Origin of the sequence: Cytobacillus spartinae (assembly GCF_042865285.1) — a bacterium.
Lineage (GTDB): Bacteria > Bacillota > Bacilli > Bacillales > Cytobacillaceae > Robertmurraya_A > Robertmurraya_A spartinae.
Genome location: NZ_JBIACK010000008.1, coordinates 54,393 through 79,333, shown reverse-complemented (window position 1 = coordinate 79,333; position 24,941 = coordinate 54,393). Strand labels below are relative to the sequence as shown.

At 35.8% G+C, this 24,941-nt stretch carries 28 protein-coding genes; 23 read left to right on the top strand and 5 right to left on the bottom strand.

The annotated features are described in order from the left end of the window. Window positions 1-18: 18 nt before the first annotated feature. The 9 genes from ACFYKX_RS15935 to ACFYKX_RS15895 all read left to right on the top strand — a co-directional run bounded on the left by ACFYKX_RS15935 (window position 19) and on the right by ACFYKX_RS15895 (window position 7,607). Window positions 19-1,293 carry a peptidase gene (locus ACFYKX_RS15935; RefSeq protein WP_389362056.1) on the top strand — a complete coding sequence of 425 codons (1,275 nt, stop codon included), beginning with the start codon at window positions 19-21 and terminating at the stop codon, window positions 1,291-1,293. 51 nt (window positions 1,294-1,344) lie between these two features. Then, window positions 1,345-2,202: a putative beta-lysine N-acetyltransferase gene (ablB, locus tag ACFYKX_RS15930; RefSeq protein ID WP_389362055.1), complete on the top strand. Its 858-nt coding sequence runs from the start codon at window positions 1,345-1,347 to the stop codon at window positions 2,200-2,202. 142 nt (window positions 2,203-2,344) lie between these two features. Beyond that, entirely contained in the window at window positions 2,345-3,751 is a 1,407-nt protein-coding gene (locus tag ACFYKX_RS15925; RefSeq protein WP_389362054.1) for a sigma-54 interaction domain-containing protein, read from the top strand. Window positions 3,752-3,848: 97 nt separating this feature from the next. Further along, window positions 3,849-5,264 carry a lysine 2,3-aminomutase gene (gene kamA, locus ACFYKX_RS15920; protein ID WP_389362053.1) on the top strand — a complete coding sequence of 472 codons (1,416 nt, stop codon included), beginning with the start codon at window positions 3,849-3,851 and terminating at the stop codon, window positions 5,262-5,264. 10 nt (window positions 5,265-5,274) lie between these two features. After that, window positions 5,275-5,559, top strand: coding sequence for a YokU family protein (locus ACFYKX_RS15915; RefSeq protein WP_389362052.1), 285 nt, complete (start codon window positions 5,275-5,277; stop codon window positions 5,557-5,559). A gap of 109 nt (window positions 5,560-5,668) precedes the next feature. Beyond that, complete coding sequence (locus tag ACFYKX_RS15910; RefSeq protein ID WP_389362051.1) at window positions 5,669-5,860, top strand: hypothetical protein; 192 nt, start codon at window positions 5,669-5,671, stop codon at window positions 5,858-5,860. Between the two features lie 116 nt (window positions 5,861-5,976). Beyond that, a complete protein-coding gene (locus tag ACFYKX_RS15905; protein WP_389362050.1) occupies window positions 5,977-6,198 on the top strand; it encodes a YozE family protein in 222 nt (73 codons plus the stop codon). Window positions 6,199-6,401: 203 nt separating this feature from the next. After that, window positions 6,402-7,112, top strand: a complete 711-nt coding sequence (locus tag ACFYKX_RS15900) for a hypothetical protein (protein ID WP_389362049.1) — start codon at window positions 6,402-6,404, stop codon at window positions 7,110-7,112. A gap of 321 nt (window positions 7,113-7,433) precedes the next feature. Continuing rightward, window positions 7,434-7,607, top strand: a complete 174-nt coding sequence (locus tag ACFYKX_RS15895) for a YozD family protein (RefSeq protein WP_389362048.1) — start codon at window positions 7,434-7,436, stop codon at window positions 7,605-7,607. A gap of 51 nt (window positions 7,608-7,658) precedes the next feature. On the opposite strand, the gene ACFYKX_RS15890 is transcribed toward ACFYKX_RS15895, so the two are convergent. Beyond that, window positions 7,659-8,813: a DUF2515 family protein gene (locus tag ACFYKX_RS15890; RefSeq protein ID WP_389362047.1), complete on the bottom strand. Its 1,155-nt coding sequence runs from the start codon at window positions 8,811-8,813 to the stop codon at window positions 7,659-7,661. A gap of 323 nt (window positions 8,814-9,136) precedes the next feature. Here ACFYKX_RS15890 and ACFYKX_RS15885 point away from each other — a divergent pair, with 323 nt between their 5' ends. Both ACFYKX_RS15885 and ACFYKX_RS15880 read left to right on the top strand, forming a co-directional pair. Then, complete coding sequence (locus ACFYKX_RS15885; RefSeq protein ID WP_389362046.1) at window positions 9,137-9,925, top strand: serine/threonine protein kinase; 789 nt, start codon at window positions 9,137-9,139, stop codon at window positions 9,923-9,925. A gap of 31 nt (window positions 9,926-9,956) precedes the next feature. Further along, window positions 9,957-10,727: a sporulation protein gene (locus ACFYKX_RS15880; protein WP_389362045.1), complete on the top strand. Its 771-nt coding sequence runs from the start codon at window positions 9,957-9,959 to the stop codon at window positions 10,725-10,727. A gap of 78 nt (window positions 10,728-10,805) precedes the next feature. On the opposite strand, the gene ACFYKX_RS15875 is transcribed toward ACFYKX_RS15880, so the two are convergent. Then, entirely contained in the window at window positions 10,806-11,675 is an 870-nt protein-coding gene (locus ACFYKX_RS15875; RefSeq protein WP_389362044.1) for a glycerophosphodiester phosphodiesterase, read from the bottom strand. Window positions 11,676-11,853: 178 nt separating this feature from the next. On the opposite strand from ACFYKX_RS15875, the gene ACFYKX_RS15870 reads away from it, so the two are divergent. Next, the gene (locus ACFYKX_RS15870; protein WP_389362043.1) at window positions 11,854-12,162 is read left to right on the top strand and encodes a YodL domain-containing protein; all 309 of its coding nucleotides are present in this window, start codon (window positions 11,854-11,856) and stop codon (window positions 12,160-12,162) included. A 43-nt stretch (window positions 12,163-12,205) separates the two neighbouring features. On the opposite strand, the gene ACFYKX_RS15865 is transcribed toward ACFYKX_RS15870, so the two are convergent. Both ACFYKX_RS15865 and ACFYKX_RS15860 read right to left on the bottom strand, forming a co-directional pair. After that, window positions 12,206-12,355 carry a hypothetical protein gene (locus ACFYKX_RS15865; RefSeq protein ID WP_389362042.1) on the bottom strand — a complete coding sequence of 50 codons (150 nt, stop codon included), beginning with the start codon at window positions 12,353-12,355 and terminating at the stop codon, window positions 12,206-12,208. 15 nt (window positions 12,356-12,370) lie between these two features. Continuing rightward, complete coding sequence (locus ACFYKX_RS15860) at window positions 12,371-12,499, bottom strand: hypothetical protein (protein WP_389362041.1); 129 nt, start codon at window positions 12,497-12,499, stop codon at window positions 12,371-12,373. Window positions 12,500-12,634: 135 nt separating this feature from the next. Here ACFYKX_RS15860 and deoD point away from each other — a divergent pair, with 135 nt between their 5' ends. The 11 genes from deoD (at window position 12,635) to ACFYKX_RS15805 (ending at window position 24,545) form a co-directional block, all read left to right on the top strand. Then, the gene (deoD, locus tag ACFYKX_RS15855) at window positions 12,635-13,339 is read left to right on the top strand and encodes a purine-nucleoside phosphorylase (RefSeq protein ID WP_389362040.1); all 705 of its coding nucleotides are present in this window, start codon (window positions 12,635-12,637) and stop codon (window positions 13,337-13,339) included. A gap of 166 nt (window positions 13,340-13,505) precedes the next feature. Further along, on the top strand, window positions 13,506-14,378 hold the full coding sequence (locus ACFYKX_RS15850) for a M15 family metallopeptidase (protein ID WP_389362039.1): 873 nt from the start codon (window positions 13,506-13,508) through the stop codon (window positions 14,376-14,378). A gap of 574 nt (window positions 14,379-14,952) precedes the next feature. Further along, complete coding sequence (locus ACFYKX_RS15845; RefSeq protein WP_389362202.1) at window positions 14,953-16,356, top strand: lmo1851 family serine protease; 1,404 nt, start codon at window positions 14,953-14,955, stop codon at window positions 16,354-16,356. Between the two features lie 172 nt (window positions 16,357-16,528). Beyond that, the gene (locus ACFYKX_RS15840; RefSeq protein ID WP_389362038.1) at window positions 16,529-17,488 is read left to right on the top strand and encodes an LCP family protein; all 960 of its coding nucleotides are present in this window, start codon (window positions 16,529-16,531) and stop codon (window positions 17,486-17,488) included. 286 nt (window positions 17,489-17,774) lie between these two features. Further along, entirely contained in the window at window positions 17,775-18,470 is a 696-nt protein-coding gene (locus tag ACFYKX_RS15835) for a response regulator transcription factor (protein ID WP_389362037.1), read from the top strand. Continuing rightward, entirely contained in the window at window positions 18,460-19,881 is a 1,422-nt protein-coding gene (locus tag ACFYKX_RS15830; RefSeq protein WP_389362036.1) for a HAMP domain-containing sensor histidine kinase, read from the top strand. Before ACFYKX_RS15835 ends, ACFYKX_RS15830 begins: the two co-directional genes overlap by 11 nt. Window positions 19,882-20,021: 140 nt before the next feature. Further along, entirely contained in the window at window positions 20,022-20,429 is a 408-nt protein-coding gene (locus ACFYKX_RS15825; protein WP_389362035.1) for a hypothetical protein, read from the top strand. Beyond that, window positions 20,426-21,346 carry a CobW family GTP-binding protein gene (locus ACFYKX_RS15820; RefSeq protein ID WP_389362034.1) on the top strand — a complete coding sequence of 307 codons (921 nt, stop codon included), beginning with the start codon at window positions 20,426-20,428 and terminating at the stop codon, window positions 21,344-21,346. The genes ACFYKX_RS15825 and ACFYKX_RS15820 overlap by 4 nt, the downstream gene beginning before the upstream one ends. A 277-nt stretch (window positions 21,347-21,623) precedes the next feature. Further along, entirely contained in the window at window positions 21,624-22,463 is an 840-nt protein-coding gene (locus ACFYKX_RS15815) for a hypothetical protein (protein WP_389362033.1), read from the top strand. A 120-nt stretch (window positions 22,464-22,583) separates the two neighbouring features. Further along, window positions 22,584-23,579 (top strand): permease, encoded by a 996-nt coding sequence (locus ACFYKX_RS15810; RefSeq protein WP_389362032.1) that lies wholly within the window; start codon window positions 22,584-22,586, stop codon window positions 23,577-23,579. A gap of 12 nt (window positions 23,580-23,591) precedes the next feature. Next, on the top strand, window positions 23,592-24,545 hold the full coding sequence (locus tag ACFYKX_RS15805; protein WP_389362031.1) for a TIGR03943 family putative permease subunit: 954 nt from the start codon (window positions 23,592-23,594) through the stop codon (window positions 24,543-24,545). Window positions 24,546-24,596: 51 nt separating this feature from the next. Here the strand turns inward: ACFYKX_RS15805 and ACFYKX_RS15800 are convergent, their stop codons facing one another. Continuing rightward, entirely contained in the window at window positions 24,597-24,842 is a 246-nt protein-coding gene (locus ACFYKX_RS15800) for a DNA alkylation repair protein (RefSeq protein WP_389362030.1), read from the bottom strand. Window positions 24,843-24,941 lie beyond the last annotated feature (99 nt).

The following is a 24,941-nucleotide window of genomic DNA, read 5'->3' as shown; positions in this document are numbered from 1 at the left end:
AAGGGGAGCTGAAGCAATTTGGAACAAGAAATGATGAAAGTGAAGAAATGGTTTTCTGAAAACAAGAATCAGGGGATCCGATTATTGCAAAAGCTTGTTCAAGAAGGAAGCGTTCGGGGAAATGAAAGTAAAGCTCAGGCTATAATTATAGAAAAATGCAGGGAACTGGGATTGGAATTGGATATGTGGGAGATAGGAGAGGAAAAACTTTATAACCATCCAGCCTTTTGCTCAGATCGAAAAGACTTTTCAGGAAATCCGAATGTAGTAGGAGTCTTAAGAGGAACAGGTGGTGGAAAATCCCTTATTTTAAATGGACACATTGATGTGGTTCCAGAAGGTGATAAAGAGGATTGGAATAATAGTCCTTTTAGCGGATATATAGAAGATGGAAAACTTTATGGCCGGGGTTCAACCGACATGAAGGGAGGTTCTACTTCTCTTCTACTTGCTATCGAGTCACTAATTGCCAGTGGAATTCAGCTGAAAGGAGATGTTATTTTTCAAAGCGTCATAGAAGAAGAGAGTGGTGGAGCAGGAACATTAGCAACCGTCCTAAGAGGTTATAAAGCTGACGGGGCCATTATTCCTGAGCCAACGAACATGAAGTTATTTCCAAAGCAACAAGGGTCCATGTGGTTCCGCATTACGGTGAAAGGAAAATCTGCTCATGGCGGAACTAGATATGAAGGGGTAAATGCCATTGAGAAGTCCATGTTAGTGATTCAAGCTTTACAAGAATTAGAGAAAATGAGAAACGAAAAAATTACCGATCCTTTATACGAGCATATTCCGATCCCAATTCCTATTAATATTGGAAAAATTTCTAGTGGAGAATGGCCATCCTCAGTCCCAGATTTATGTATAATTGAAGGGAGAATGGGTGTAGCACCTAATGAAGCACTAAAAGATGCAGAAAAAGAGATGGAGAATTGTTTAAGATTACTTGGCGAATCTAACGCATGGTTCAAGGAACATCCTGCCAAGGTAGAGTGGTTTGGCGCCAAATGGTTACCTGGAGATTTAGAAAGTGACCATCCGCTAATGACCACTATTTCAGAAAGTTATCAAACTATAAAAGGTGTAACCCCTAAAATAGAAGCATCACCATGGGGTACAGATGGGGGAATCCTCTCTAATGTAGGCGATACACCTGTTGTGGTGTTTGGGCCAGGGGTAACAGAGGTTGCTCATGACGCCAATGAGTATATTGAAGTAGATAAAGTATTCGAGTGTGCGGAGATTTTGTCTTTAGCCATGATGAAGTGGTGTGGAGTCAGTGAAACAAAGTAGGTTAGTCACAAAAGTTCAATGAACCAAAATTAACGTTCAAAGGGGGATAAAATGAATCTTACTGCCTCTATAGCAACAATCGTAACTAAAAATTTTTCCATGAACGTGTATACAGACCCTTATAACAAAAGACTACGCGTGGACGATGTTACTGGGAACTTATCTGATGCAATCATAAAAGCTGAAGAGTTAGCTGGAGAAATGAATGCAGAGAAACTAATCTTTAAAGGAAGGGAAGAACAGTTCCCACGATTAGTTGAAAAGGGGTTTCAGTGTGAAGGGATGATTGAAGGCTATTTCCTAGGGTCAAACATGCATTTTTTTAGTAAATATTACACGGATGAAAGAAAGAAAAGCGATCATTGGGTTACAGAAGATGGAATTGTAAAAAATGTTCAGCAGTTAGAACCTTCAAAAAGTAGCATCATCCCTCCAAGTGAATACACATTGAAAAAAATTGAAAAGAAGGATGCTGAAAATCTCGCTACACTCTATAGAGCGGTTTTTGAAATTTATCCAACCCCATTACATGACCCAACTTATATAAGAAAAACAATTGATGAAGGTACGATATACTATGCTTTTTTTCTTGAAGATAAATGTGTTAGCGCAGCATCAGCCGAAGTCAATCAGCTTTATAAAAATGCAGAGTTAACAGATTGTGCTACTTTACCAGATCATCGGAAGCATGGACTTATGAAAATTTTACTTGAAAAATTAGAAGAGGAATTAGTGGACAACGGGATATTTTGCTCTTATTCGTTAGCTAGGGCCCTATCCTTTGGAATGAACGCTGTACTGCATCAGCTAAACTATCACTATCGAGGGCGCTTAATGAATAATTGTTTTATATACGATAAACTTGAAGATATGAATGTATGGGTAAAGGATTTATCGAAATCATTTTAAACAAACTGCCGAAAAATATTCTATGTGTGACAATTTTTCGGCACCCCTGTCAGATGAACATATCTTAAACTGGATTTAGTGAAAAACAATTCCTAGGAAATGGTTGGGATTGTGTATCGAATAGAATAGGTAGGTGTTCAATTTGATTGGGAAACCAGATATTTCAAAAGAAGTATTAACCGCCATTCTTACAGAAATTGATGAAGGAATACACGTGGTTGATACAGATGGAATCACCATCTTTTATAATGAGGTTGCAGCCAAACACGATGGATTAACTGTTGAAGAGGTACTTGGAAAGCCTTTGTTAGATGTGTTCCCATCCTTAAATGAGGATACTAGTACGCTATTAAAAGTATTAAAAACAAAAACAACGATTATGAATCAGGCGCAGTCCTATACAAATATACATGGCAAGAAAATTGAAACAATGAATACCACCATTCCCATTATTGTAAATGATGAGCTTGTCGGTGCAATGGAAATTGCTAAGGATTATACGAGTATAAAAAGGTTGTCTGAGCAGCTTATTGATTTGCAGAAGGACATGCAGTCTCGTAGCAAAACAACCTATAATAAGAGTTCTGTGCTCTATTCGCTGGAAGATTTATTATCCGTCAATCAAGACTTTTTAAAGATGAAGGAGGAAGCATTTAAACTAGCTAAATCCCATTCTTCAATTCTTGTATTTGGTGAGAGTGGCACAGGCAAAGAGTTATTTGTTCAAGGAATCCACCATGCTTCAAGGAGGGGGAAGAAGGCGTTTATTGCACAAAATTGTGCTGCTATTCCTGAAACCTTGTTAGAAAGTGTTTTATTTGGTACAGCGAAAGGGAGCTATACGGGAGCAATCGAGAGACCTGGACTTTTTGAACTCGCAGATGGTGGAACCCTATTTTTAGATGAACTTCATGCTATGCCAATCGACCTGCAAGCGAAACTTCTCCGTGTTCTTGAAGATGGAGTGGTAAGGCGTGTAGGTGGAACTAAGAATATTGTGGTGAATGTAAGGGTAATTGCAGCCATGAACATTCATCCGAAAGAGGCGCTTAAAACAGAACAGTTAAGAGCCGATTTGTTTTATCGCCTAAACGTACTTACATTTGAACTCCTTCCATTAAGAAAAAGGAAAGATGATATCATTTTCTTATTAGAACATTTTATTAACGGCTTTAACATGAGCTTAAATAAAAGGGTTAGAGGAGTGACCGATGAGGTAAAATCGTTGTTCATTTCTTATCCTTGGCCAGGGAACGTAAGGGAGTTGAAGCATGCTGTGGAGTACATGATGAATATAAGTGAGGAGGATATTCTTACGGTAGAGCATCTCCCAATTATGTTAAAAGAGCAAAGTATGCTAGTTCATCATGAACCGAGTAACGAGACCTATTCTCTCCGAAAGAAAGTATATCTTTACGAGAAGCAGCTAATAGAAAGAACGCTAGATCAGACAGGCGGAAACATTAAAAAAGCTGCTGTACAACTACAGATCCCTCGCCAAACCTTACAGTATAAAATTCAAAAGTACACGAACTTAGATGCCGAATAATAGGCATCTTTTTTTACGTAATCCCAACCTAACGCAATGTTCAAATTGGCATAGTTCTTGCAAGATACTATAGTAAAGAATCCTAGGGGGAATGAAGATGAAACAAACTCTATATAAACCTAAGCGCCATTGGAAAGAAATTGAACTTTGGAAGGATGTAACGGAAGAGCAGTGGAATGATTGGGTTTGGCAACTAACCAATACGATTAGAAATCTTGATGACTTAAAAAAAGTCATTAACCTAACTCCTGATGAAGAAGAAGGGGTCAGAATCTCTACTAAAACCATCCCTTTAAATATAACTCCTTATTACGCTTCACTCATGAATCCAGATGACCCACGCTGCCCAATTCGCATGCAGTCTGTTCCTATCTCGAAGGAAATTTATAAAACAAAGTATGACCTAGAAGATCCTTTACATGAGGATGAAGACTCTCCTGTTCCCGGATTAACACATCGATACCCAGACCGAGTATTATTCTTAGTAACCAACCAGTGCTCGATGTATTGTAGATATTGTACAAGGAGAAGGTTCTCTGGACAAATCGGAATGGGTGTACCGAAAAAGCAACTCGATCAAGCTATCAACTATATTCGTAACACACCTGAAGTAAGGGACGTTCTAATTTCCGGTGGAGACGGACTTTTAATAAATGACCATATTTTAGAGTATGTCCTAAAGAATTTACGTGAAATTGACCATGTTGAAATCATCCGGATCGGTACCCGTGCACCTGTGGTCTTTCCACAACGAATAACAGAGAACCTGTGTAACATTCTTAAAAAATACCATCCAGTTTGGTTAAACACTCATTTCAACACGTCCATTGAAATTACAGAAGAATCAAAGAAAGCTTGTGAAATGTTAGCAAATGCAGGAGTTCCTGTCGGGAATCAATCGGTGATATTAGCCGGAATTAATGACAGTGTAAGCATTATGAAGAAGCTAATGCATGATCTCGTAAAAATCCGCGTTCGCCCGTATTATATTTATCAATGTGATTTATCTGAAGGAATTGGACATTTTAGGGCACCAGTATCAAAAGGATTGGAGATTATTGAAGGATTAAGAGGCCATACTTCAGGCTATGCTGTCCCTACGTTCGTAGTCGACGCTCCAGGTGGCGGAGGAAAAATTGCGTTACAGCCAAACTACCTTATTTCACAGAGTGCCAACAAAGTTGTTCTTCGAAATTTCGAGGGGGTTATCACCACTTATCCAGAACCAGAGGAATACGTTCCAGGAAGAGCTGAAGACTACTTTAAAGAGATCTATCATGATGTAGACGACAAGAAGCCTAAGGTAGGAATTGCCGGTTTACTAAACGATACACAATTTAACCTAGTACCAAAAGGGTTAGAACGCTTAAACCGTAGAGAACAATATGTAACCGATCCGACTCATAGCAGCCTTAAGGATAAAAGAGATAAGCGTGACCTATTAAAAGAAAAGAAGTATAAGGCGACCATAGAAAAATACGAACAAGTGGACGTGAAACAAGAAATTGAGTAGGGGGGATAAAATGGAGAACCAATGTCAATGGTGTGACAGCAATGATATTAAGACTGGGACAAATGAGGTTTACTGGGAACTTCCGGACGGTTCAAGAGCAATAGAAATTAGGGACACACCTACGATCTTCTGTGATAGCTGCAATATTATCTACCAAAATGAATCCATCGTAAAAGAGATAGAAGATCAACTTCTTTTAGTAGATACGAATAAAATAGAAAAGACCATTTCCTTTTCTGAATTAATGGAAATACCAAGGTTCCTTAAGAAAAATTATTTCGATTTTTCCTCATAAAAATTGCTTAGAAAAGTTTCACAATTTCTTCACCTTTTTCTCACAAACTATTATATTACTATTCTTATAATAGGGTATAGGGTAATTAATCTGATCGGGGGAGAAAAAGGTGAAGTTTGCACTATTTATCATGCTGGCAGCAGCAATGGCTGTTTTGTTCTTTTGCGGATATTATGTGGGAGTTATTAAAGAAAAGTACGGGAAAAATTGGCTAAGCGCAGTTCCTATCACCATTGCTATCCTCATGTTTAATATCATTTTTGCTATTTATGAACTATCTAAAACAGCAAGATGGCAATAAGAATAACGGGTAATCCATGATATGGATTGCCCATTTTTGTTTACATTTTTTATCGTTTTGTTATGATAAAATACTAAGAGAGATAATTCACGTGTTATTTGAATTGAGGTGTATGAATGGCCAAGTCATTTTACCATTTTTTAATGAAATATCGACATCCAGAGCCTAAAGATGAAATTAGCCGTTTTGCAAATCATGCTTATATAGATCATTCTTTTCCAAAGACTACTAGCAGTTACGATAAGCTTAGTTCCTATCTAGAATTAAATGGCCATTACTTAAACAGTATGGCAGTGTTTGATGACGCATGGGACCTTTATTTGCAATCTGAGCAGTAGAAAACCTAATAAGATACAAAAAATAGTCGCCTATTTTTAAAGGGCGATTATTTTTTTACCCCATAACTACGTATGGTATTTGCATAAAGTGGGGCGATATTCCATATGCCCAGCCTTTTCCCATCTTTGTTACGAATTTTTACTAACTGCATATACTATCGTAATCATAATAATTCACGACGATCATTGAGAGGATGGAGGATATGGATAAAAAGAAAAAGCCAAAGTACAAAGTCGGTGATACAGTCGTGATCACTATGTATGGTACGGTTGGGAAGATAACAGACGTAAAATGGCTGGACGGAATGTATGTATATGAGATTAATAAAAGTGAAGGATTATACATGGAATCGAGCCTGAAAAAGTTATCTGAATATGATGGGAACACGACTGAAAAGGAGCAAATTGACATCGAGTTTAAATACTTTATTGGCGATCTTGTTCAAGTGAAAGGTTATGGATCAGATTTATTTAAAGTAGTTGGATTTCGAACGGAGATTTGGCGCTATAAAGAGGATGCTTGGGAAGATGTGATCTATGAGCTATCAAGAATTAGCGATGGTGAATGGTTAGAAGCGGGTGAAGAAGAGTTAGCTCTGATTGCCGATGCAGAAAGCGCTGACACATTCATACAAAAATTAGGTCTTCTTTATTTAGTAAATAAAAAACAAAAACCGCTCGAGATTCAGGAGCCAAAATCCATGCACTCCTATCGCCAAGCGGAAAAGTCAATATTAAATGAGAAAAAAGAGGTAAGCCAGCTAATTGATGGTTTGCTAGATATATATAATGACTATCGCGTCTTATACGAGATGTTTAAAGATGAAGAATATAAACAAATCATGAAGGTCGTTCTTCGAAAATTAAAGATAATCGTTAATAATGATGGTCATACAAAAAGCACTAAAAAGTAAAAAGTTGAAATAGCATATATGTAATTAATGGGATTCCAAGAAATAACACACCTTTAAATAGCACTTTTGTAAACCTATCAAAAAGGGATTGTATAGAACTATTATCATCATTTAGATCTTCGATTATTTCTTCCACAGTTTTAGAAAATGCTGTCATTTTTCTTTCCCCCAACAAACGATTTATAATTCATTTCTATGCTTGTCCCAAAAAAAGATGACAATATTTACAACTTTAATAAACACTTTATTTTCTTCTAATTTTCACAAAAAAGAATGAAAATGCCGGTAGCATCATACATTTTGAAAAAAGGGGGCGATGCTGTGAGGGAAATCGAAGTATTTATTGATACAGATGAGATAGCAGAGTTTTTCTTTCAAGAATTATTAAAAAGGGGCTATGTCCCTTCCGAAGGTGAAGTAGAGGAGCTTGCTGACATCACTTTTGAATATTTATTAGAAAAATGCATTATTGATGAAGAAGTGGAAGATGAATAATAGATATGCAAATGACGAGCTGGTTTTCGCTCGTCATTTGTTTTTTTCATATCAATTTAATAAGCTCTCATTTATGTGATCGAAAGCTTGAAGCACTGTATACTGACCGGCTATCTTCGTTGTTAAATCATAATCTTTAACTTCAGGCAGGGTATGCAGTTTTTTAATCACATCTAGATTATCTTGACCAAACCAGTCTTGCTTTTGACGGAAGGAATGCTCTACATTTGACCAAGCATGAAATAGGGGCGGACTATATATTTTTTCTTCCTTACTATGTTCATCATTTGTAAATAACCAACCCCAGTAGTCTTTTCTCGAGCCAGTATGCACGTTGTGATTAGCAAACTGAAAGCTAGATTCAAATACATATTTGGAAAACAAGATTTGATATAATTTTTTCCCTATCGTTATCCGTTCATCAACGTCTGAGAAATTTTTAACCTCTTGACCATATAGCTTATAGCGCTCGCTTTGTTTGGATCTATAAGGAAAGAGGACAGTTGTAAGACCTAGTGTTTCTTGCAGTTTATAAGGCAGTTCATCTAAAACTGAGTGGGATTGGTAAAGAATCTTTAGGACTCGCTCTCCTAGCATTTTTTGCTCGTTAATAATCATCCCAATGGTAATGGCTTCACTGTTCTTATTGTTAAAAAAGCTCTCCCACAAAGGAATCATAAAGGACGAGACGTTAAAGCCTTTTAGAAGATGAAACATGGGCTTATTAACTTTTACACAATATTCATAGAGTAGTAGTTGGGGAAATGCATCTTGAAAGATATAAGCATTACATCGTTCTAAAAAAAGAAAGTATCGTTTCTGTTCATGGGAAGGGATAATATCTTTAAAGAAGGAACTTTTTAAATCTGTCATGTAATACCCACCGTTCCTTGATACCATATGTGCAAGAAATGCCCAGTGAACGTTTGGATTTCTAAGAAAATACTTTAAGTAGGCGGATGTCCGAGTTACATTGTTTTCATTATGGATGAAGACCTGTTCTCGAATGGTCCTAATGATCTTTCTTTCCTCACTTGAAGTAGTTACAAATGGCTGGTGGATTTGGTCTTTATCTGCTTGTAATATTTCCTGGAAACGTAATAGATCACGGTTAGACATAACCATTTTTTCTTTTATTGATTCTTCGGGAGGGTTTTTTAAAATCTTTAAAAAAGATTGAATAATATTGGAAAAAGAAAATTTCATAAATACCTCCTTAACTACGAAACTTTTATATAAAATATTCGTATACATTAGATGAAACTTCATAATAAAACTTACTCACATAAGGGGGAAGGGTTGGATGTTAAAGAAAATTTTAAAAACAATTTTGAAAGAGTCTTTACACAAGAAATATAGTTCCAGTGATGCATGGAAGCATCGAAAACACCGTAAGCATAGTCACCATGGGCATAGCTATTATAAAAGAAAACGGAAGAGTAGCTTTTTTTCTAGTTTTAGTAGTTTTAGTTAATTCTGCTTAAACTAATAAATCCTTCCATTTAAATGTATAGAGGAAAATGTAAAATATGTTGCTAAAAGGGATTGTTTTGGCGGTTTCAAATATTTTCGAAAGAAAACATGAAGTCGGGCATGTGATTGATGGACGATATGAAGTGAAAGAATTTTTGGGAATGGGCAGCTACGGTTGTAGTTATTTGGTTTTTGATCAGACATCAAAATTAATGAAAGTCCTGAAGATATTAAGATTTCATAAACGCATACGAAATTCAGGTAGAAAAAGTTTTTTTCGAGAAATGGAACTGCTAAAAAACTTAGACCATCCTCACTTCCCCCGTTTTTATGAAAAAGGAGAATATGAAGGTGTTCCATACTTCACGATGGAATACATTAAGGGAAAAACTTTTGAACAATTAATTTTTGAAGAAGGAAAAACCTATACCGAGATAGAAGCATTTAAACTAGGTTTACAGTTGCTTAGTTTAATGGAGTCTTTACACGAGGTAGAAATTGTTCATCGTGACATAAGAATTCCGAACGTTATGTTTATGGATGAAACAATTAAATTAATAGATTTCGGACTTGCACGTCCTTTGGATGAACATAATCCACAAAGCGATAAAAATGGCTTAAAAGAGGTTTCTATAACAACGGATTATTATTCACTAGGACATTTTTTATTATTTTTACTATATTCCCAATACGAGGCTTCCGAAAAAGCGAAGGAGAAGTCCTGGGAGGAGGAGCTAGAGATATCTGAACTAAGTAAAAAATGTATTAAACGTTTATTGTTATCAGATATTCCATATGCTTCGGCAACTGAAATTAGGAAAGATTTTAATAAGATTATTAGTTAGGACTATTTTTTTAATAACAGGAGGAAACAAGATGTCATTCTTTAACAAGGTGTTCGCAAGTGTTGGAATTGGAGCTGCAACAGTAGATACGAAGTTAGAAAAAGACACATTAGTACCTGGTGAAGAAGTAAGTGGAATTGTAGAAATTAAAGGTGGAAACATTGAGCAACAAGTAGATGAAATTTACTTATCTATTCATACTACTTATATTAAGGAATCAAATGATAAGAAATATACGGAAACAGGTGTTGTAGATAAATTCCGTTTGACGGATCGTTTTACCGTACAGCCCAACGAGAAGAAGGAGATTCCATTCTCTTTCAGATTACCGAGTGATACTCCACTTTCAATTGGACGTACAAGAGTGTGGGTAGCAACGGGTTTAGATATTAAAAATGCCATTGATCCATCAGACAAAGACTATTTAAAGGTCATTCCAAATCCTTTAATGGAAGCTGTTTTCGAGAGCATTAGTTCGTTAGGGTTCAAACTTAGGGAAGCTGAGTGTGAGCAAGCGCCGTATCGTTTACGCAGAAGATTGCCATTTATTCAAGAGTTTGAATTTGTACCTGTATCAGGTGCTTATAGAGGCCGTTTAGACGAATTAGAGGTTGTATTCTTCCCGACATCAAGTACTGAAATGGACATTGTGATGCAAGTAGATAGACGAGCACGAGGACTGGGTGGATTCTTGGCAGAAGCATTAGAAATGGATGAGACCAATGTCCGCTTAACGGTAACGTCATCTGACATTCCAACAATGAAGCAAAAAATTCAATCCGTTATTGACCGTTATTCGTGATTCTAAAAGACTGCAGGAAAACCCTTTAATTCTCGAGTTTTCCTGCAGTCTTTTCATTTCAAATAATACTAAAAAAATCTACATAAAAGATCTTTTTATAAGCTCCTGTCCCCTTTTGAAAAAGTTGATGGCTAATGATTGGTTAGAAGCTGTTTTTTTCTCTTCATTGGAGATAATCCCATGAACCTTGAGCCTTTGCATGATTGAAAATTGGTATTGGTGCTTAATCGTCCAGGAATAGACCTCATAATCTAATAGCTTTGCTTGACTAATAAATGATTTGGATAAAAGTGGATGGTGGACAGCAACGAAAGAGGCGAAACTGCGGTATGAAGCTAGGTGGAACATATCTAGTGGCTTACTTAATAATATACCTGCTTCTATGTTAGGACTAAGCTCATGAAATTTTTTTATTTCATTAACATGAAAGGATTGCACTTTAATAGCTCTTGGATTTAAACCATCTTTTATAAAAGAGGATAATAAAATAGACAGTGATTCAGTCATCATATTCTCGGTTTCAGGTGATTTCATTTCAATTAATAAGCCAATTTTTTCTCCAAATTGCTCCAATACTTCGTATAGTAATGGGATTTTTTCCCCTTCGTATGCTTCGTCAAACCACGAGCCAGCATCTAGTTGTTTTAATTCTTCTACCGTCATTTCATTAACAAAGCCCTCACCATTTGTTGTACGCTTTACATCTCCATCATGAATAACGACAAGTTGATGGTCTTTGCTCATCCTCACGTCTAACTCTATATAGTCAAACCCTAGATCAACGGCTTTCTCAAAGGCTGCCATTGTATTTTCTGGGGCATAGGCAGATGCGCCACGATGGGCAATGGATTTAAAAGGGAAAAGAGGTTGAAAAAAGTAGGATAGGGATGAAATGATTAAACCTAATATAACGGAAGCAATTAGAGATTTGTTCAGAGATCCCCTCAACAAACATCACTCCAATAGCCTTTTTTAACATTTTATGCACAGAAAAAATAAAATTGAACCTAAATGTGTGAAAAACTAGCGAATACTCGACAATATTAGAAGTATTTAGCTAAAGGATTCGACAGAGTCAATCTATAACTATTAGGGTAAACAATTACCTGATATGGAAGGTGGAAAAATGCTAAAAGAGTGGACTCGATCTCGAAGGAAAAGCTTCGATGTAACCATTTTTCAGACAGCCGAGTTTAAACAAAAAAAGGGGTTTAAGCAGGTTTACAGAGTTATTATAGAAGGTCATTCTCGCGAAGATTGTTTAAATCAAGTTTTTAAGAAATTTAATGTTCCAGATCGGATTCCAAACGATTATGTTGGCAGGTTTATTAGCACTGGGGATATTGTCCACATTGATCAAGGAAGGGAAGGTCAGTTCTATTATCAATTACGACCTGAGGGCTGGAAAAGAATTAACAGGATTCATATTAGATAAGGTCGGCATAAGTAAGACGTAAAAAGGAAGGGGGAACCTTCCTTTATTCGGTTATATGACTACCAGGGCTGTTCTTTCGCTTTCTTGATGTATTTTCTTTGGCGTGTGCTTCATGCTCAGCCACAATGTCTTCTGCCGGGATATGATTGTTTTTCTTAGGTTGATTTATGCGATTTCGATGTTTTTTACCCATGGCCGTCGCCTCCTGTTATTTTTTGTGTTTTCTTTTAACAGTTAGTGAAGTGTGAGGTTCTGTATTAGACCTTGATGAAGGTGTTGTTTCATTTGCATGTTGAACAGCTTGTTGAAGTTTTTTGCTCATCTTTTCTTTTGGCATGATTAAAACCTCCTTTGGAAAAGCTAGTGATAGCTTCCCACAAAGTTTATAAATAAATGCTGGATGATTTTTCAGGTTGACAGGATTATGGTATAGTGTGAGATGGACAAGGCATGAATAAATGGAGGTTAAAAAATGAGTATACATATTGGCGCAAAAGAAAATGAAATTGCTGAAACGGTTCTTCTTCCGGGAGATCCATTGAGAGCTAAATATATAGCTGAAAATTTCCTTGAAGATGTTAAATGCTATAACGAAGTACGTAATATGCTAGGGTTTACAGGCACTTACAAAGGGAAGCGCATTTCTGTTCAAGGTACTGGAATGGGAGTTCCATCGATTTCTATTTATATCACTGAATTAATGCAAAGCTACAATGTGCAAAATTTAATTCGTGTTGGTACATGTGGAGCCATTCAAAAAGATGTAAAAGTGAGAGACGTAATCCTTGCAATGAGTGCATCAACAGATTCTCAGATGAACCGTATTACATTCGGTGGTGTTGATTACGCACCAACGGCTAACTTTGATCTTTTGAAGAAAGCTTATGATGTTGGTCAGGAGCGAGGACTAAACCTAAAAGTAGGTAATGTTTTTACAGCTGACTTATTCTATAACGACAATGCAGAACACGAAAAATGGGCAAAGTATCAAATTTTAGCTTTAGAGATGGAGACTGCTGCTTTATATACATTAGCAGCTAAGTTTAATCGTAAAGCACTGTCCGTTTTAACGGTAAGTGACCATATTTTAACAGGTGAAGAAACAACAGCTGAAGAAAGACAAACGACTTTTAATGATATGATTGTTGTAGCACTAGATGCAGTTATAAAAGAATAGTGGTAGCATAAAGAACCAGCTCCTCAATTTTTGGGTAGCTGGTTTTTTATAAACTGAAAAATATAGGAAATCCCTCAAGGAGCTCAAAAAGGATGCCCTATTAAATGTATAATGTTAAAATAGACATGCTGTCATTTTAATATGATTATGGAAACAGGTGGAATAGATGAAAAAGGTTTACTTATTATTATTTATTATTGTTCTATTACTTTCAGGGTGCAGCCAACTACAACCTTATATAGAGAAAATACCTTTCTTAGGTGAAAGTGATTCAAACGCGGTTGAAAGAAATGACCCGCAAGACGCTACGGATACAACGGATAACAACGAACTGGATCAGGATACACAAAACCAAGAGGAATCAACAGATTCTGATATCGTGGAAGAAGATGTTCTAACACTTGAATCACAATACTTTAACGAAGTAGTCCAAGTAGATGGGAAGAACATCATTCAAAATCCCCTGAATGTTTTGGCTCTAGTAAATAAAGAATTTTCACTACCAAGTGATTATGCACCAAAAGATCTTGTAAGACCCAATGTACCTTTCTCGTTTGGCGATATGGGAGTTGAGAAAAGCTTTGTTAGAAAAGAAGCTGCAGGAGCACTTGAAAGGCTCTTTGCATTAGCAAAGAAAGATGGGATTGAACTTTTTGCCGTATCAGGTTATAGGTCCTTTGAAAGACAAGCCATGTTATATGATGCAGAAGTTAAAAAAAGCGGAGAAGAAGCAGCGCAACAAGTTGTTGCTATACCTGGTAATAGTGAGCACCAGAGTGGACTAGCGATGGATATTTCTAGTCGAAGTGTTGGGCTTGCACTAACGGAAGAATTCGGTGAAACCGTAGAAGGAAAATGGTTAGCAGCAAATGCGCATAAGTTTGGGTATGTTCTCCGCTATCCGAAAGGGAAAGAGTCCATTACAGGATATCAATATGAACCGTGGCATTTTAGATATATCGGTGTTGAAGCGGCTCAAATTATTTATGAAAAAGGCATGACGCTGGAGGAATACTTTAGCATTGTGAAGAAAATATAATTCAAAAGGTCAGCCTCGTTTTGGCTGTCCTTTTTTAAAAAGTAGATAATAAGTTGAAAGTACTACAGGAATCATAACAATAAATCTTAAGTATTTAATTACATTATTTTCGGTACCTAACACAAAAAAGAATGGTAATAACAGCAGTACACTAAGGGCGGTAAATTTCCAAGATTGGCCCATTATTCCAATAATAATAGCTAGTAAGGCTAGGGCAAAGCTAAACCATAATAAAATGTCAAATAGGGTAATGTTCTTCTCCTCCTTTTTTAGTTAGTATTTAAACGATATGACGTTCGTTCTTACATTAGAAGTAGAAATTTTAAAATCTAAATAGTTTATAGATCATGACTAAGCGATGTGATTTGTTCATCAATGATTGTAAATATTTTATTAAAGGTTTGTACGTTTTTCTTTGTTAATTTAAATGTAAAAATGTTATTCTAAGGATTAAGGATTGACGACCAAGTTTTTTACGGAAGCGAAAGTGGTGAGTGTTTTGGAAAATGAAAATGAAAATTTAAATGAAGAATCGAATGAAAAATTAAATGAAAACCAATCAGGTTTTATACAAATGAAAAAGTTTCATTTTGTCATGCTTTTATTTTTTATCGTGTTTCTCTCGGCAGGTATAACTACATTCGCACTAGCCTTCGGCGATGAACAAGCAGTAACGGTAGGAACGGAAAGAAGGGAATTCGATAAATTATATTCTGCGTTTGACACATTAAAAGAAAGTTATTTCAAGGAAGTTGACCAAGACACACTTATCAATGGTGCGATCAATGGGATGATTGACTCTCTTGAGGACCCTTATTCTGATTACATGAATCAGGAAGAAGCATCTAGTTTTCATGAAAGTATTTCTTCGTCTTTTGAAGGTATAGGTGCAGAAATACAGGAGCAGGACGGCTATATTATTATCGTATCTCCACTGAAAGGGTCACCTGCAGAGAAAGCAGGCTTAAAACCTAATGATAAAGTTCTCTATGTAGATGGAAAAAGTATTCAAGGAATGAGTTCAACAGAAGCAGTTATGTTAATACGTGGTGAAAAAGGAACAGAAGTAAAACTTGTCATTCAAAGACCAGGTATTACAGAACCACTAGATATTACGATTGTTCGTGATACGATTCCAATTGAAACAGTTTACGGTGAAATGCTTGAAGATGGAATTGCCAAAGTGCAAATCACAGCGTTTTCAGAGAATACTTCAAAAGAGTTAATTACGGTTTTAAATGATTTACAAAAACAAGGAATGAAGGGTCTTGTACTGGATTTAAGACAAAATCCAGGTGGGCTATTAGATCAAGCAATAAACATTTCTAGTTTATTTGTACCAAAAGGAGAAGTTCTTTTTAAGGTTCAAGATCGTGAAGGAAATACTCAAGTGATGGCTTCAAAAAATGAAAAAAATCCAGATATTCCATTAGTGGTTGTTATTGATAAAGGAAGTGCGAGTGCTTCAGAGATTCTTGCTGCAGCGGTAAGCGAATCTGCTGATGTTCCTTTAGTTGGTGAGAATTCTTTTGGTAAGGGAACGGTTCAAAGAGCTCAAGATTTTTCGGATGGATCGAACATGAAATACACGACTGATAAATGGTTAACACCTAATGATAATTGGATCCATGAAAAAGGAATTAAGCCAGATCATGAAGTTTCACTCCCTGATTACGCATCTTTACCATTTATCAATCCTGATGAAGAACTAAAACTATCTACTGCGTCCACTCAAGTTAAAGCTGCGCAACAGATGTTAAAAGCACTTGGTTATGAAGTAGGTCGAGAAGACGGATTTTTTGATGAAAATATGGAAAAGGTTGTAATTGAATTCCAAAAGGCAGAAAAACTAGAACCAACTGGTGTACTTACAGGCCAATCTACCCTTAAGTTAATGGAAAAACTGAGAGAAAAAATTCAGCAAAATGATACGCAAATTCAAAAGGCTGTAGAAATTTTAAAAGAACAAGTAAAATAACAAATCTTTAAAAACTCTTCCTTAAAGGGAGAGTTTTTTATATGCCTAAATAAAATTGAAGGTCAGAGGGAAAATATAATGAAACGGTTATAAAACAAAATACTCCAGAGGTTTAGAAATACTTTTTCTGTTAACAATGGTACTACTAGCCTGAATAATGAGGTGAAGTAACATGAAAAGATGGAGTATCTGCATGGTTCTTGTATTCCTACTAGCTGGTTGTGGGTATTTTTCTTCGGACCAGAATTTGAATACTCAGAATGAGGAAACAACCGATATTGTCTCTCCTTTTCAGCACGTTAATGAAGATGGAGAGATTAAAGAAACACCTCGTAATAAGCCATTTAGTACGTATCAAAAAACAACAAACTTTCTACTCATTGGTGTTGATAGTAGAGGGGAAAAAAATTCACGCTCTGACGTAATAATGGTTGCTAGGTATGAACCAACGGATAAGACCGTAAAACTAGTCTCTCTTATGAGAGATAGTTATGTGAAGATTCCAGAGCACCCTCTCAATTATGGAAAACTTAACCACGCTTACTATTATGGTGGAAAGACGTTGTTAAAAGAGACGGTTGAAGATAATTTTGGCATTCCAATTGACCATGTAGCCATTATCGATTTTGAAGGATTTGTTAGTGTCATTAACACATTGGCGCCGAATGGTTTAGAAGTGGAAGTTTCAGAAGAAATGATCAGGGATTTGAAACTAGCAGGTGAACCAGGAAAAAGGGTTCTAAAAGGAGAAGAGCTTTTAGGGTATGTGCGGTTTAGGCATGATGCCGAAAGTGACTTTGGAAGGGTTAATCGTCAACAGCAAGTCCTTATCTCGTTAAAGGACGAGGCGGTAAAACAACTTGGGTCACTAGAAGGAATTACCCAGCTCCCAGATCTGTTATCGGAAATGTTTAAACATGTTGAAACAGATATAAAACTCCAGGATTATTTTTCCCTTGGTGCTACATTTGTACTAAATCCGGTAACAAACGTTGAAACACTGAGAGTTCCTGTTTCCAATAGCTTTGAAAATAAAAGTTATGACCATGTTGGAGCAGTTTTACAGTTAGACTTAGAAGAGAATATAGAAGCCATTCATCAGTTTTTTAGTGATGAGGGAGAAGGTGGGTAACATCATCTTCTCCTTTTTCTTTTGGCCTCCACAAATGTCGTACTCTCCCTTGTACGAAGTAAATAATAAGAACCACTTTCCTCCTCGTTTAAAGGCGTCACATAAAAGCCCTCGCAGCCCCTATAACCGGATAAGCTTAATCTTCAAGTTGTAATCAAGAAAGGTCAAAGATTCAAAAGTATTTCATGAAGAATATTAAGATTTTCTTAAGGAACAAACAAATAATTCTTTAAAACTTCCTAATCTATAAGTGATATGATAGAAGAAAAACAAAGGAAGTTCCATAATGCGTGAAGAGAAGATATTAGTTGTAGATGATGAGAAAGAAATTAGGCAGCTCATTTCTATATATTTGAGGAATGAAGGGTATATTCCTGTAGAAGCTGTTAATGGTGAAGAGGCTCTTACAATTCTAAGTAATGAAGTTATATCCCTAGTTATTCTTGACGTGATGATGCCGGGAAAGGATGGGATAACTACTTGTATCGAAATAAGAAAAACTTCAAAAATCCCGATTATTTTTCTGTCTGCAAAAGGGGAGCAAATGGACAAAATCTCGGGTCTAACTGTTGGGGCGGATGACTATGTGACAAAGCCTTTTCACCCTCTAGAATTAATCGCAAGAGTGAAATCCCAACTCAGACGCTACCTTCAATTTGACAAAAGCACGGTCGAAGCTGATGCAGTTGTGCAAATTGATGAACTATTGATTAAAGTAGATTCTCATCAAGTCTTTGTAGGAGAAAGAGAAATTAAGTTAACCCCTCGGGAGTTTCAAATTTTACTATTATTAGCAAAGCACCCTGGTAGGGTGTATAGTATCTCAAACATCTATGAGTCGGTTTGGGGTGAACCTTCGATTGCAGCAGATAATACGGTTATGGTTCATATTCGAAAGTTACGTGAAAAGTTAGAAGAGAACAGCCGGCAACCAAAGTATATTAAAACAGTATGGGGAGTAGGATATAAAATTGATACGTAGGCGCCTTCTATTTCTTCTTAGCTTTCTTATTCTAAGGATTAGAAGTAGTATTCGAGTAAAGCTTTTAATTGTCTTTATCATTAGTATTGTTGCAGGGATTCTAACTAACATCATCTTGTTCGAGGTATTAGAAAATCGAAATGTAAAAAAAGTGTATAGCTATGATCATAGTTATAACGAGTATGAGCAATATATGCAATGGGTCGAAAATGAAGTGAAAACCCGCTTAGATACAGATTTCAATGAAATTACTAAGCAAAAACCTGAAGGTCTAAATGTATTTTTGGTAAACAAGGAAGGGTATAAGTACGATGCTGATGAACAATTAACAAATGAGCAAATTGACATTTATGAATATCTAAAAATAAGATCTGAAAATCATCAAGAATATATATATATTACTCCTGTTCAGAAGCATGGTCGCAGTCTATACCTTGTGGGACAAGGGTTACTTACTCTTTCTTATGAAGAGATTAGAATCTATAACGAGTGGTTAGGGGTCATAGGCCTTATTGTATTTTATATATTCTTTTACTTTCTTACACGAATTAAAATTAAACAACTTGAAAAGCTTTCAAAGGGTTTTACGGAATTGGCTGAAGGAAACCTTTCCTTTAGAGCAAAAGTAAAGGGGAAAGATGAAATATCGCAACTTGCTGAACAAATGAACGAAATGATGGATAAACTACAAACGAGTAAAGAGGAAGAACTGCGATTACAACAATTTAAGACTGAGTTAATCACAAACGTCTCACATGATCTACGGACTCCGCTAACCTCTGTAATAGGATATTTAAGCTTATTGAAAGATCAGATGGACATGACAAATGAGGATAAAGCCGAATATACTGAAATAGCCCACAAAAAAGCTGAACAACTTTCAAGCTTGGTGAATGATTTATTCGAATTTACAAAGCTTTCGAATCGAGATTTACCCATTCTAAAGGAACCACTGTCAATTAACCAACTGTTGGCACAATTACTTGATGAGTATGAATATATGTTCACTAGCCACGACATGCATGTTAAGAAACATATACCATCTCAAAATACGGTTATTCATGGGGATGCTCAGAAGCTTGTAAGATTGTTTGAAAATATGTTTAGAAATGCAATGGACCATGGTGTTAAACCTGGGGAAATTCACGTAAAATTAAGTGTACATGAACGTAATGCTGTCATTGAAATTAAAAATGATAGTAGAAACACACTAACAAAACAAGAATGTGAAAATATCTTTGAACGCTTTTATAAGAAGGATGAAAGTCGATCAACAGGCAATGGTTCTGGTTTGGGTTTAGCCATTGCAAAGGAAATCGTCGAACTACATCAAGGAGATATTAAAGCTCATTCAGAGGATAAAAAAGTGACCTTTATCATTATGTTACCTCTAAGTGAATCAAAAAATTGATATGAATTAAACTTTCAGGGGCAAGATTTATTTGCCTCTTTTTTGGGGCATTATTCCTTTATAATATGAAAAATTTGTTACTTTTTTGGAAATCAGATAAAATGTCTCCTTAGAGTTAAACCTTTTTTAGAGGTGATCCTTTGAAACAAATTATTGATTTAAATGAGCAGGTTAAAAAATCTATTACTAACCTGGAAAAAGAGTGTGAACTTGTCGGAAATAAATTGAAGCATATCTATTTTGAGCGTTTTAAAAGCTTAGAGGCAATTCTCTCCATTGATCTTGTTCGAGTACAAAAGGGAAAACCCGTGGGGGAAGAAAAGGTCTTTGCAGAAGAATATGAATCTTATTTAGAAGTAGGAATTGAAGAAGATGAAGAGTATTTTCCAAATGCATATATTCCAATCTGGAAGTGTAAACAAGAATGGTTTCAATTAGTTGGTTATATATCAGAATGCGATTCTAAGCTTATTGAAAAGAAGCTAAACTCCATTTTAGAGGATATGTTGACCGAAAGAATAGATGATATGGAAGGACAAATGAAATGAATGTAGCAGAAGTCTATATATTATCAGGATTTTTAGGAAGTGGAAAAACGACGCTTCTAAAGCGCTTATTAGAGGATGAGAAAAAACAAGGGCGTAAAGTAGCTGTTATGATGAATGAATTAGGGAAGGTTTCAATTGACTCTGATCGTGTTGGGGACGATATACCATTAAAAGAACTGCTAGATGGGTGTATATGTTGTACGATACAAGATAAATTAGAAGCACAAATACAAGGATTGTTAGCAGTAGAAAAACCTGAGGTCATTTACATCGAGACTACAGGTGCGGCTCATCCAGTGGAAGTATTAGATGCAGTACTGTCCCCTCTTTTTGCTCATCAGCTAAACGTTAAAGGGATTATCTCTGTAGTAGATGCAAATCGGTGGTCAGCACGGAAAACACTTAGTCCTCAAGTTCAACAGCTATTGCTGGAACAGGTTCGCCATGCTGATTTAATATTACTGAATAAATCAGATGAGTTGTCTGAGGCTGAAAAAGCCCAACTGAATTTTGAAATACAATCGATAAATCCAAATGCACTTTCCATCCTTACTTCATATGCGAAAGTAGCAATGAATCAAGTCCGGAGTCTTTCTACTCGTAAAAAAGGCAAAGCGGAGGGTTCCCATGTTCACTTAGATTTAAATCTAAGTACATTTGTGCACCAATTCAAAAATCCAATTAATCAGTCAGATTTTGAAGACTTTTTACGAACACTTCCGGATACCATTTATCGTATAAAGGGTTACGTTAAATTTGAGTACTCAACACTCCCATACTTATTTCAATTTTCCTATGGGATGCCTTTATACATGAAAGAAGAAATGAACCTGCCCCTTAATATGGTGTTTATTGGAGAAAATGTTCATTGGGATGTAATTAAAGAAAAATTAATGAAACTTGAAAAAAACATGTAGAGGTCTCAATTTTGAGATCTTTTTTCATTTTTTTGATATGAATAGCATGAGAAAAAGTTAATCTCCGCTCCATGTGCCTACTTTCCTGGCTGCCCACAAAGGAAATCAATGGTCTATTTTAAATTATTGTTTTACCTACGGATTATATAAAAATGTATGTTAATACATTCACTGGGAAAACTTCTTATATGAGTAATAACAGCCAAATTCATTATTAACATTCTTATAATTAAACGTAAGAGGAAAATACAGAACGAATAAAGAAGAGTGAAAACAAATGAGAGCTTTTATTATTTTTTTAACCCTGTTAATGTTGGTCACAAATGTTGACCTTCATGTAGAAGCAAAAAAAAATAAAGAAGCACAACAACCAATCCAGATTCTACCATGGAAAGAAGTCAATAGCTTGCTCCCAAAGTACAGTAAATTTACTGTAGAAGATTTCGAGACTGGAATGAAATTTAAGGTTCAACGTCGTGCAGGGAGTCAGCATGCTGATGTACAACCATTAACAGTCAAGGACACTAAAATAATGAAGGAAATATATAATGGTAAGTGGAGTTGGAAACGCCGAGCCATTATCGTTCATCAGGATGGTAGGAAGCTTGCGGCTTCTATGCACGGAATGCCACATGGAGCTGGCGCATTAAAAAATAACTTTCCTGGCCACTTTTGCATCCACTTTTACGGTAGTACTACACATAAAAGAAACTATATGGATTTATCCCATAAGCTAATGGTATTAAAAGCTGGTGGGAAGCTTCAGGAATACCTAAACCATGCAGATCCGTATGAAATAACCAATTCTTTTATCGCTGGTTTTAAAGAGCAAGATGAAGATATCTTAAAATATGTGTCACTACAATTAAGAGATGATTGGGACGAATTAGTCCTTGAAGTAGAAAACGTTGCTATAGGGAACATGTCCGTCTTACCTCCTGAGGACTTAACAGAAGAACTTTCGTTAGACATACCAGTTACCATCGATTGGTTCTTAAAAGGAAGAGGGGGGAGCAAATATAGAGGAAGTGTGCATCTCATAAGATTTTCTCCTTATGACACTTGGAAAGTAGATACAAATAAATTTATTGAAGAAAACCGTCTCACTTCAAAGTAGAGGCGGTTTTAAATTTTTACAATGTTCATGTATTTTTAATATAATTGTAACTTAAATCATAATCGTTACGAATTAAATATGATATAATAAATGAGATTTGAATGTAAGGAGAGAAGATTTTTGACTTCAAAGAGGCTAGATTTTATTAGTATTTTACTATTTTTATTATTTTTAGCCCTTTTCTTGTTTTCGGAGGCCTTATCAATAAATAGTAGACTTTCGATTCCAAAAGAATGGTTAAATGTAAATACGATATTTATCAGCATAGTTTTAGAAGCCATTCCGTTCATTTTGTTAGGTGTCTTTGTGGCAGCTCTGATACAAATTTTTGTATCAGAGGAATGGTTAAAAAAATTCATTCCAAAAAATCCAGTGTTAGCTTTGTTTCCAGCGGTCATTATGGGTGCTATATTTCCAATTTGTGAATGTGCTATTGTCCCAATCGTTAGAAGATTGCTTTTAAAAGGAATGCCTTTACACGTCGGGATTGTATTTTTAGTATCAGCACCTATCCTAAATCCAATTGTATTTGCTTCAACCTATTATGCTTTCGGTGCAAAAGATGTATCCATTGCTTATTCGCGAATGGGAATTGCTTTTGTTGTTTCTTTAATTATTGGTGCCGTCATATATATGATCTTTAAAAATAAATGGCAATTAAAAGAAAAAGAAGATAGCCTTGTTGTTCAAGAGCACTCTCATTCTAAGAAGAAGAACAAAGTAATGGACACGCTTCAGCATGCATCAGATGAATTCTTTGACATGGGTAAGTATCTCATTATCGGTGCTTTTATCGCATCTCTATTCCAAACTTTCTTAGATCGGTCTATACTTGAGGCAGTTGGAATGAATGTATGGCTATCACCAATGGTCATGATGGCTTTTGCGTATGTTTTATCATTGTGTTCAGAGGCAGATGCTTTTGTTGCGTCGTCATTCTACAATCAGTTCACAGGTACATCTCTTATCGCATTTTTAGTTTATGGACCAATGATAGATTTGAAGAATACAGTTGTCATGCTTGCATACTTTAATAAGAGATTTGTACTTATATTTATTGGGATTTTAACCGTAACCGTTTATATAAGTGTCATGGTCTACCATGTATTTTTCTAGGAGGTAGAATCAGTGGAAAGAAAAGCTATTATGTTCTTAAGAGGGGTTATTTTACTAGGTTTCACCATGCTTATATTTAAGTTAATGATTACGGGGGAAATAGCAAATTTCATTGCACCTAGAATGTACCCATTTATGTATTTTGCTATTGCAGTCTTCCTTTTACTAGGGATCATTCAAATTTGGACAAGCTCATCCAAAAAGAATGATGAAGGTTCTTGTTCATGTTGTTCTCATGATCACCATCATAAGAACAGTCCCTTAAAGAATATTTTTATTTATTCCGTTTTTGTCATTCCAATTCTTACAGGCTTTGCTTTTAGCGATCAACTAATGGACAGCTCGATTGTGCAAAAACGTGGAATTACGTTTGCCGGAACTAGTCAAGCTAGTGAAAAAAATGAATTAGCTAGAGATGAGTCGGCTGAAATTGGTTCAGAAAATGAAAAAAGTCTAGCAGAGCAATATTTAGAGGACCCAGATAAATATATGGAAGAACTGGATGAGAGAGTTTCGTCAGATTCGAATGAAGTAGAAGATGATGTTCCAATCGGCCCGCCAGATGGTTACTATGATGAAATGTTAGCAGAGTTAGTAGTGAAGGACAAAATTGTTGTAACGGATGATCAATTTATTCAAACATTAAATGTCCTTGAAATGCATATTGAAGAGTTCCAGGGTAAAGAAATTGAAATAAAAGGGTTTGTCTATCGAGAGGATGGATTTTTAGAGGATGAAGCAGTAGTTGCTAGATTTGGTATGTCCTGCTGTGTGGCAGATGCATCGGTGTATGGTGCATTTTCTACAGGGAATCTTCTAAAGAACATTGAAACGGATGGCTGGGTTGAAATAACGGGTACAATCGGGAAAAAAGAATACAACGGCTATATTCTTCCATATATTCAGGTTACATCCCTTAATGAGATTGACCCGCCAAAGGAAGCTTATGTGTACGAAGAATATTAACTTAAAAGGGTAAAAGCTTGAGAATATTGTTTCTCAAGCTTTTTGTGTACCTTAATAGGAACTAGTTCCGAATTTAGAAAAGGTTTTTTCATCTTCCACTAATCCACATGCTGCACATTGAATGCGATATTCAGGTCCTTTATAGGGTAAGTGAAAAGGCGATAGCTCTTCATTCGAATATTGTTCTAAAACTTGGCCTGTTTGAGGATCCATTTTTATGGGCTGTGATTCTTGTCTTATTACATTAAAACGACTTCGATTTGTTTTACAATTAGGACAACGATAAGGTCCATTCATAAGAATTCTCCTTTCAAGAGGAATTATTTATATTATTTTTTGCATAAGGCACCAAAATTATGTAACATAACGTTTGATAATAATATTTAAAGGATGTTA

Coding starts and splice junctions, on each gene's coding strand:
- ablB (WP_389362055.1), top strand. CDS start 1,345: ATGAATCTTACTGCCTCTATAGCAACAATCGTAACTAAAAATTTTTCC.
- kamA (WP_389362053.1), top strand. CDS start 3,849: ATGAAACAAACTCTATATAAACCTAAGCGCCATTGGAAAGAAATTGAA.
- ACFYKX_RS15915 (WP_389362052.1), top strand. CDS start 5,275: ATGGAGAACCAATGTCAATGGTGTGACAGCAATGATATTAAGACTGGG.
- ACFYKX_RS15905 (WP_389362050.1), top strand. CDS start 5,977: ATGGCCAAGTCATTTTACCATTTTTTAATGAAATATCGACATCCAGAG.
- ACFYKX_RS15900 (WP_389362049.1), top strand. CDS start 6,402: ATGGATAAAAAGAAAAAGCCAAAGTACAAAGTCGGTGATACAGTCGTG.
- ACFYKX_RS15890 (WP_389362047.1), bottom strand. CDS start 8,813: ATGAAATTTTCTTTTTCCAATATTATTCAATCTTTTTTAAAGATTTTA.
- ACFYKX_RS15885 (WP_389362046.1), top strand. CDS start 9,137: ATGTTGCTAAAAGGGATTGTTTTGGCGGTTTCAAATATTTTCGAAAGA.
- ACFYKX_RS15880 (WP_389362045.1), top strand. CDS start 9,957: ATGTCATTCTTTAACAAGGTGTTCGCAAGTGTTGGAATTGGAGCTGCA.
- ACFYKX_RS15870 (WP_389362043.1), top strand. CDS start 11,854: ATGCTAAAAGAGTGGACTCGATCTCGAAGGAAAAGCTTCGATGTAACC.
- ACFYKX_RS15865 (WP_389362042.1), bottom strand. CDS start 12,355: ATGGGTAAAAAACATCGAAATCGCATAAATCAACCTAAGAAAAACAAT.
- ACFYKX_RS15860 (WP_389362041.1), bottom strand. CDS start 12,499: ATGCCAAAAGAAAAGATGAGCAAAAAACTTCAACAAGCTGTTCAACAT.
- deoD (WP_389362040.1), top strand. CDS start 12,635: ATGAGTATACATATTGGCGCAAAAGAAAATGAAATTGCTGAAACGGTT.
- ACFYKX_RS15850 (WP_389362039.1), top strand. CDS start 13,506: ATGAAAAAGGTTTACTTATTATTATTTATTATTGTTCTATTACTTTCA.
- ACFYKX_RS15845 (WP_389362202.1), top strand. CDS start 14,953: ATGAAAAAGTTTCATTTTGTCATGCTTTTATTTTTTATCGTGTTTCTC.
- ACFYKX_RS15840 (WP_389362038.1), top strand. CDS start 16,529: ATGAAAAGATGGAGTATCTGCATGGTTCTTGTATTCCTACTAGCTGGT.
- ACFYKX_RS15835 (WP_389362037.1), top strand. CDS start 17,775: ATGCGTGAAGAGAAGATATTAGTTGTAGATGATGAGAAAGAAATTAGG.
- ACFYKX_RS15820 (WP_389362034.1), top strand. CDS start 20,426: ATGAATGTAGCAGAAGTCTATATATTATCAGGATTTTTAGGAAGTGGA.
- ACFYKX_RS15815 (WP_389362033.1), top strand. CDS start 21,624: ATGAGAGCTTTTATTATTTTTTTAACCCTGTTAATGTTGGTCACAAAT.
- ACFYKX_RS15800 (WP_389362030.1), bottom strand. CDS start 24,842: ATGAATGGACCTTATCGTTGTCCTAATTGTAAAACAAATCGAAGTCGT.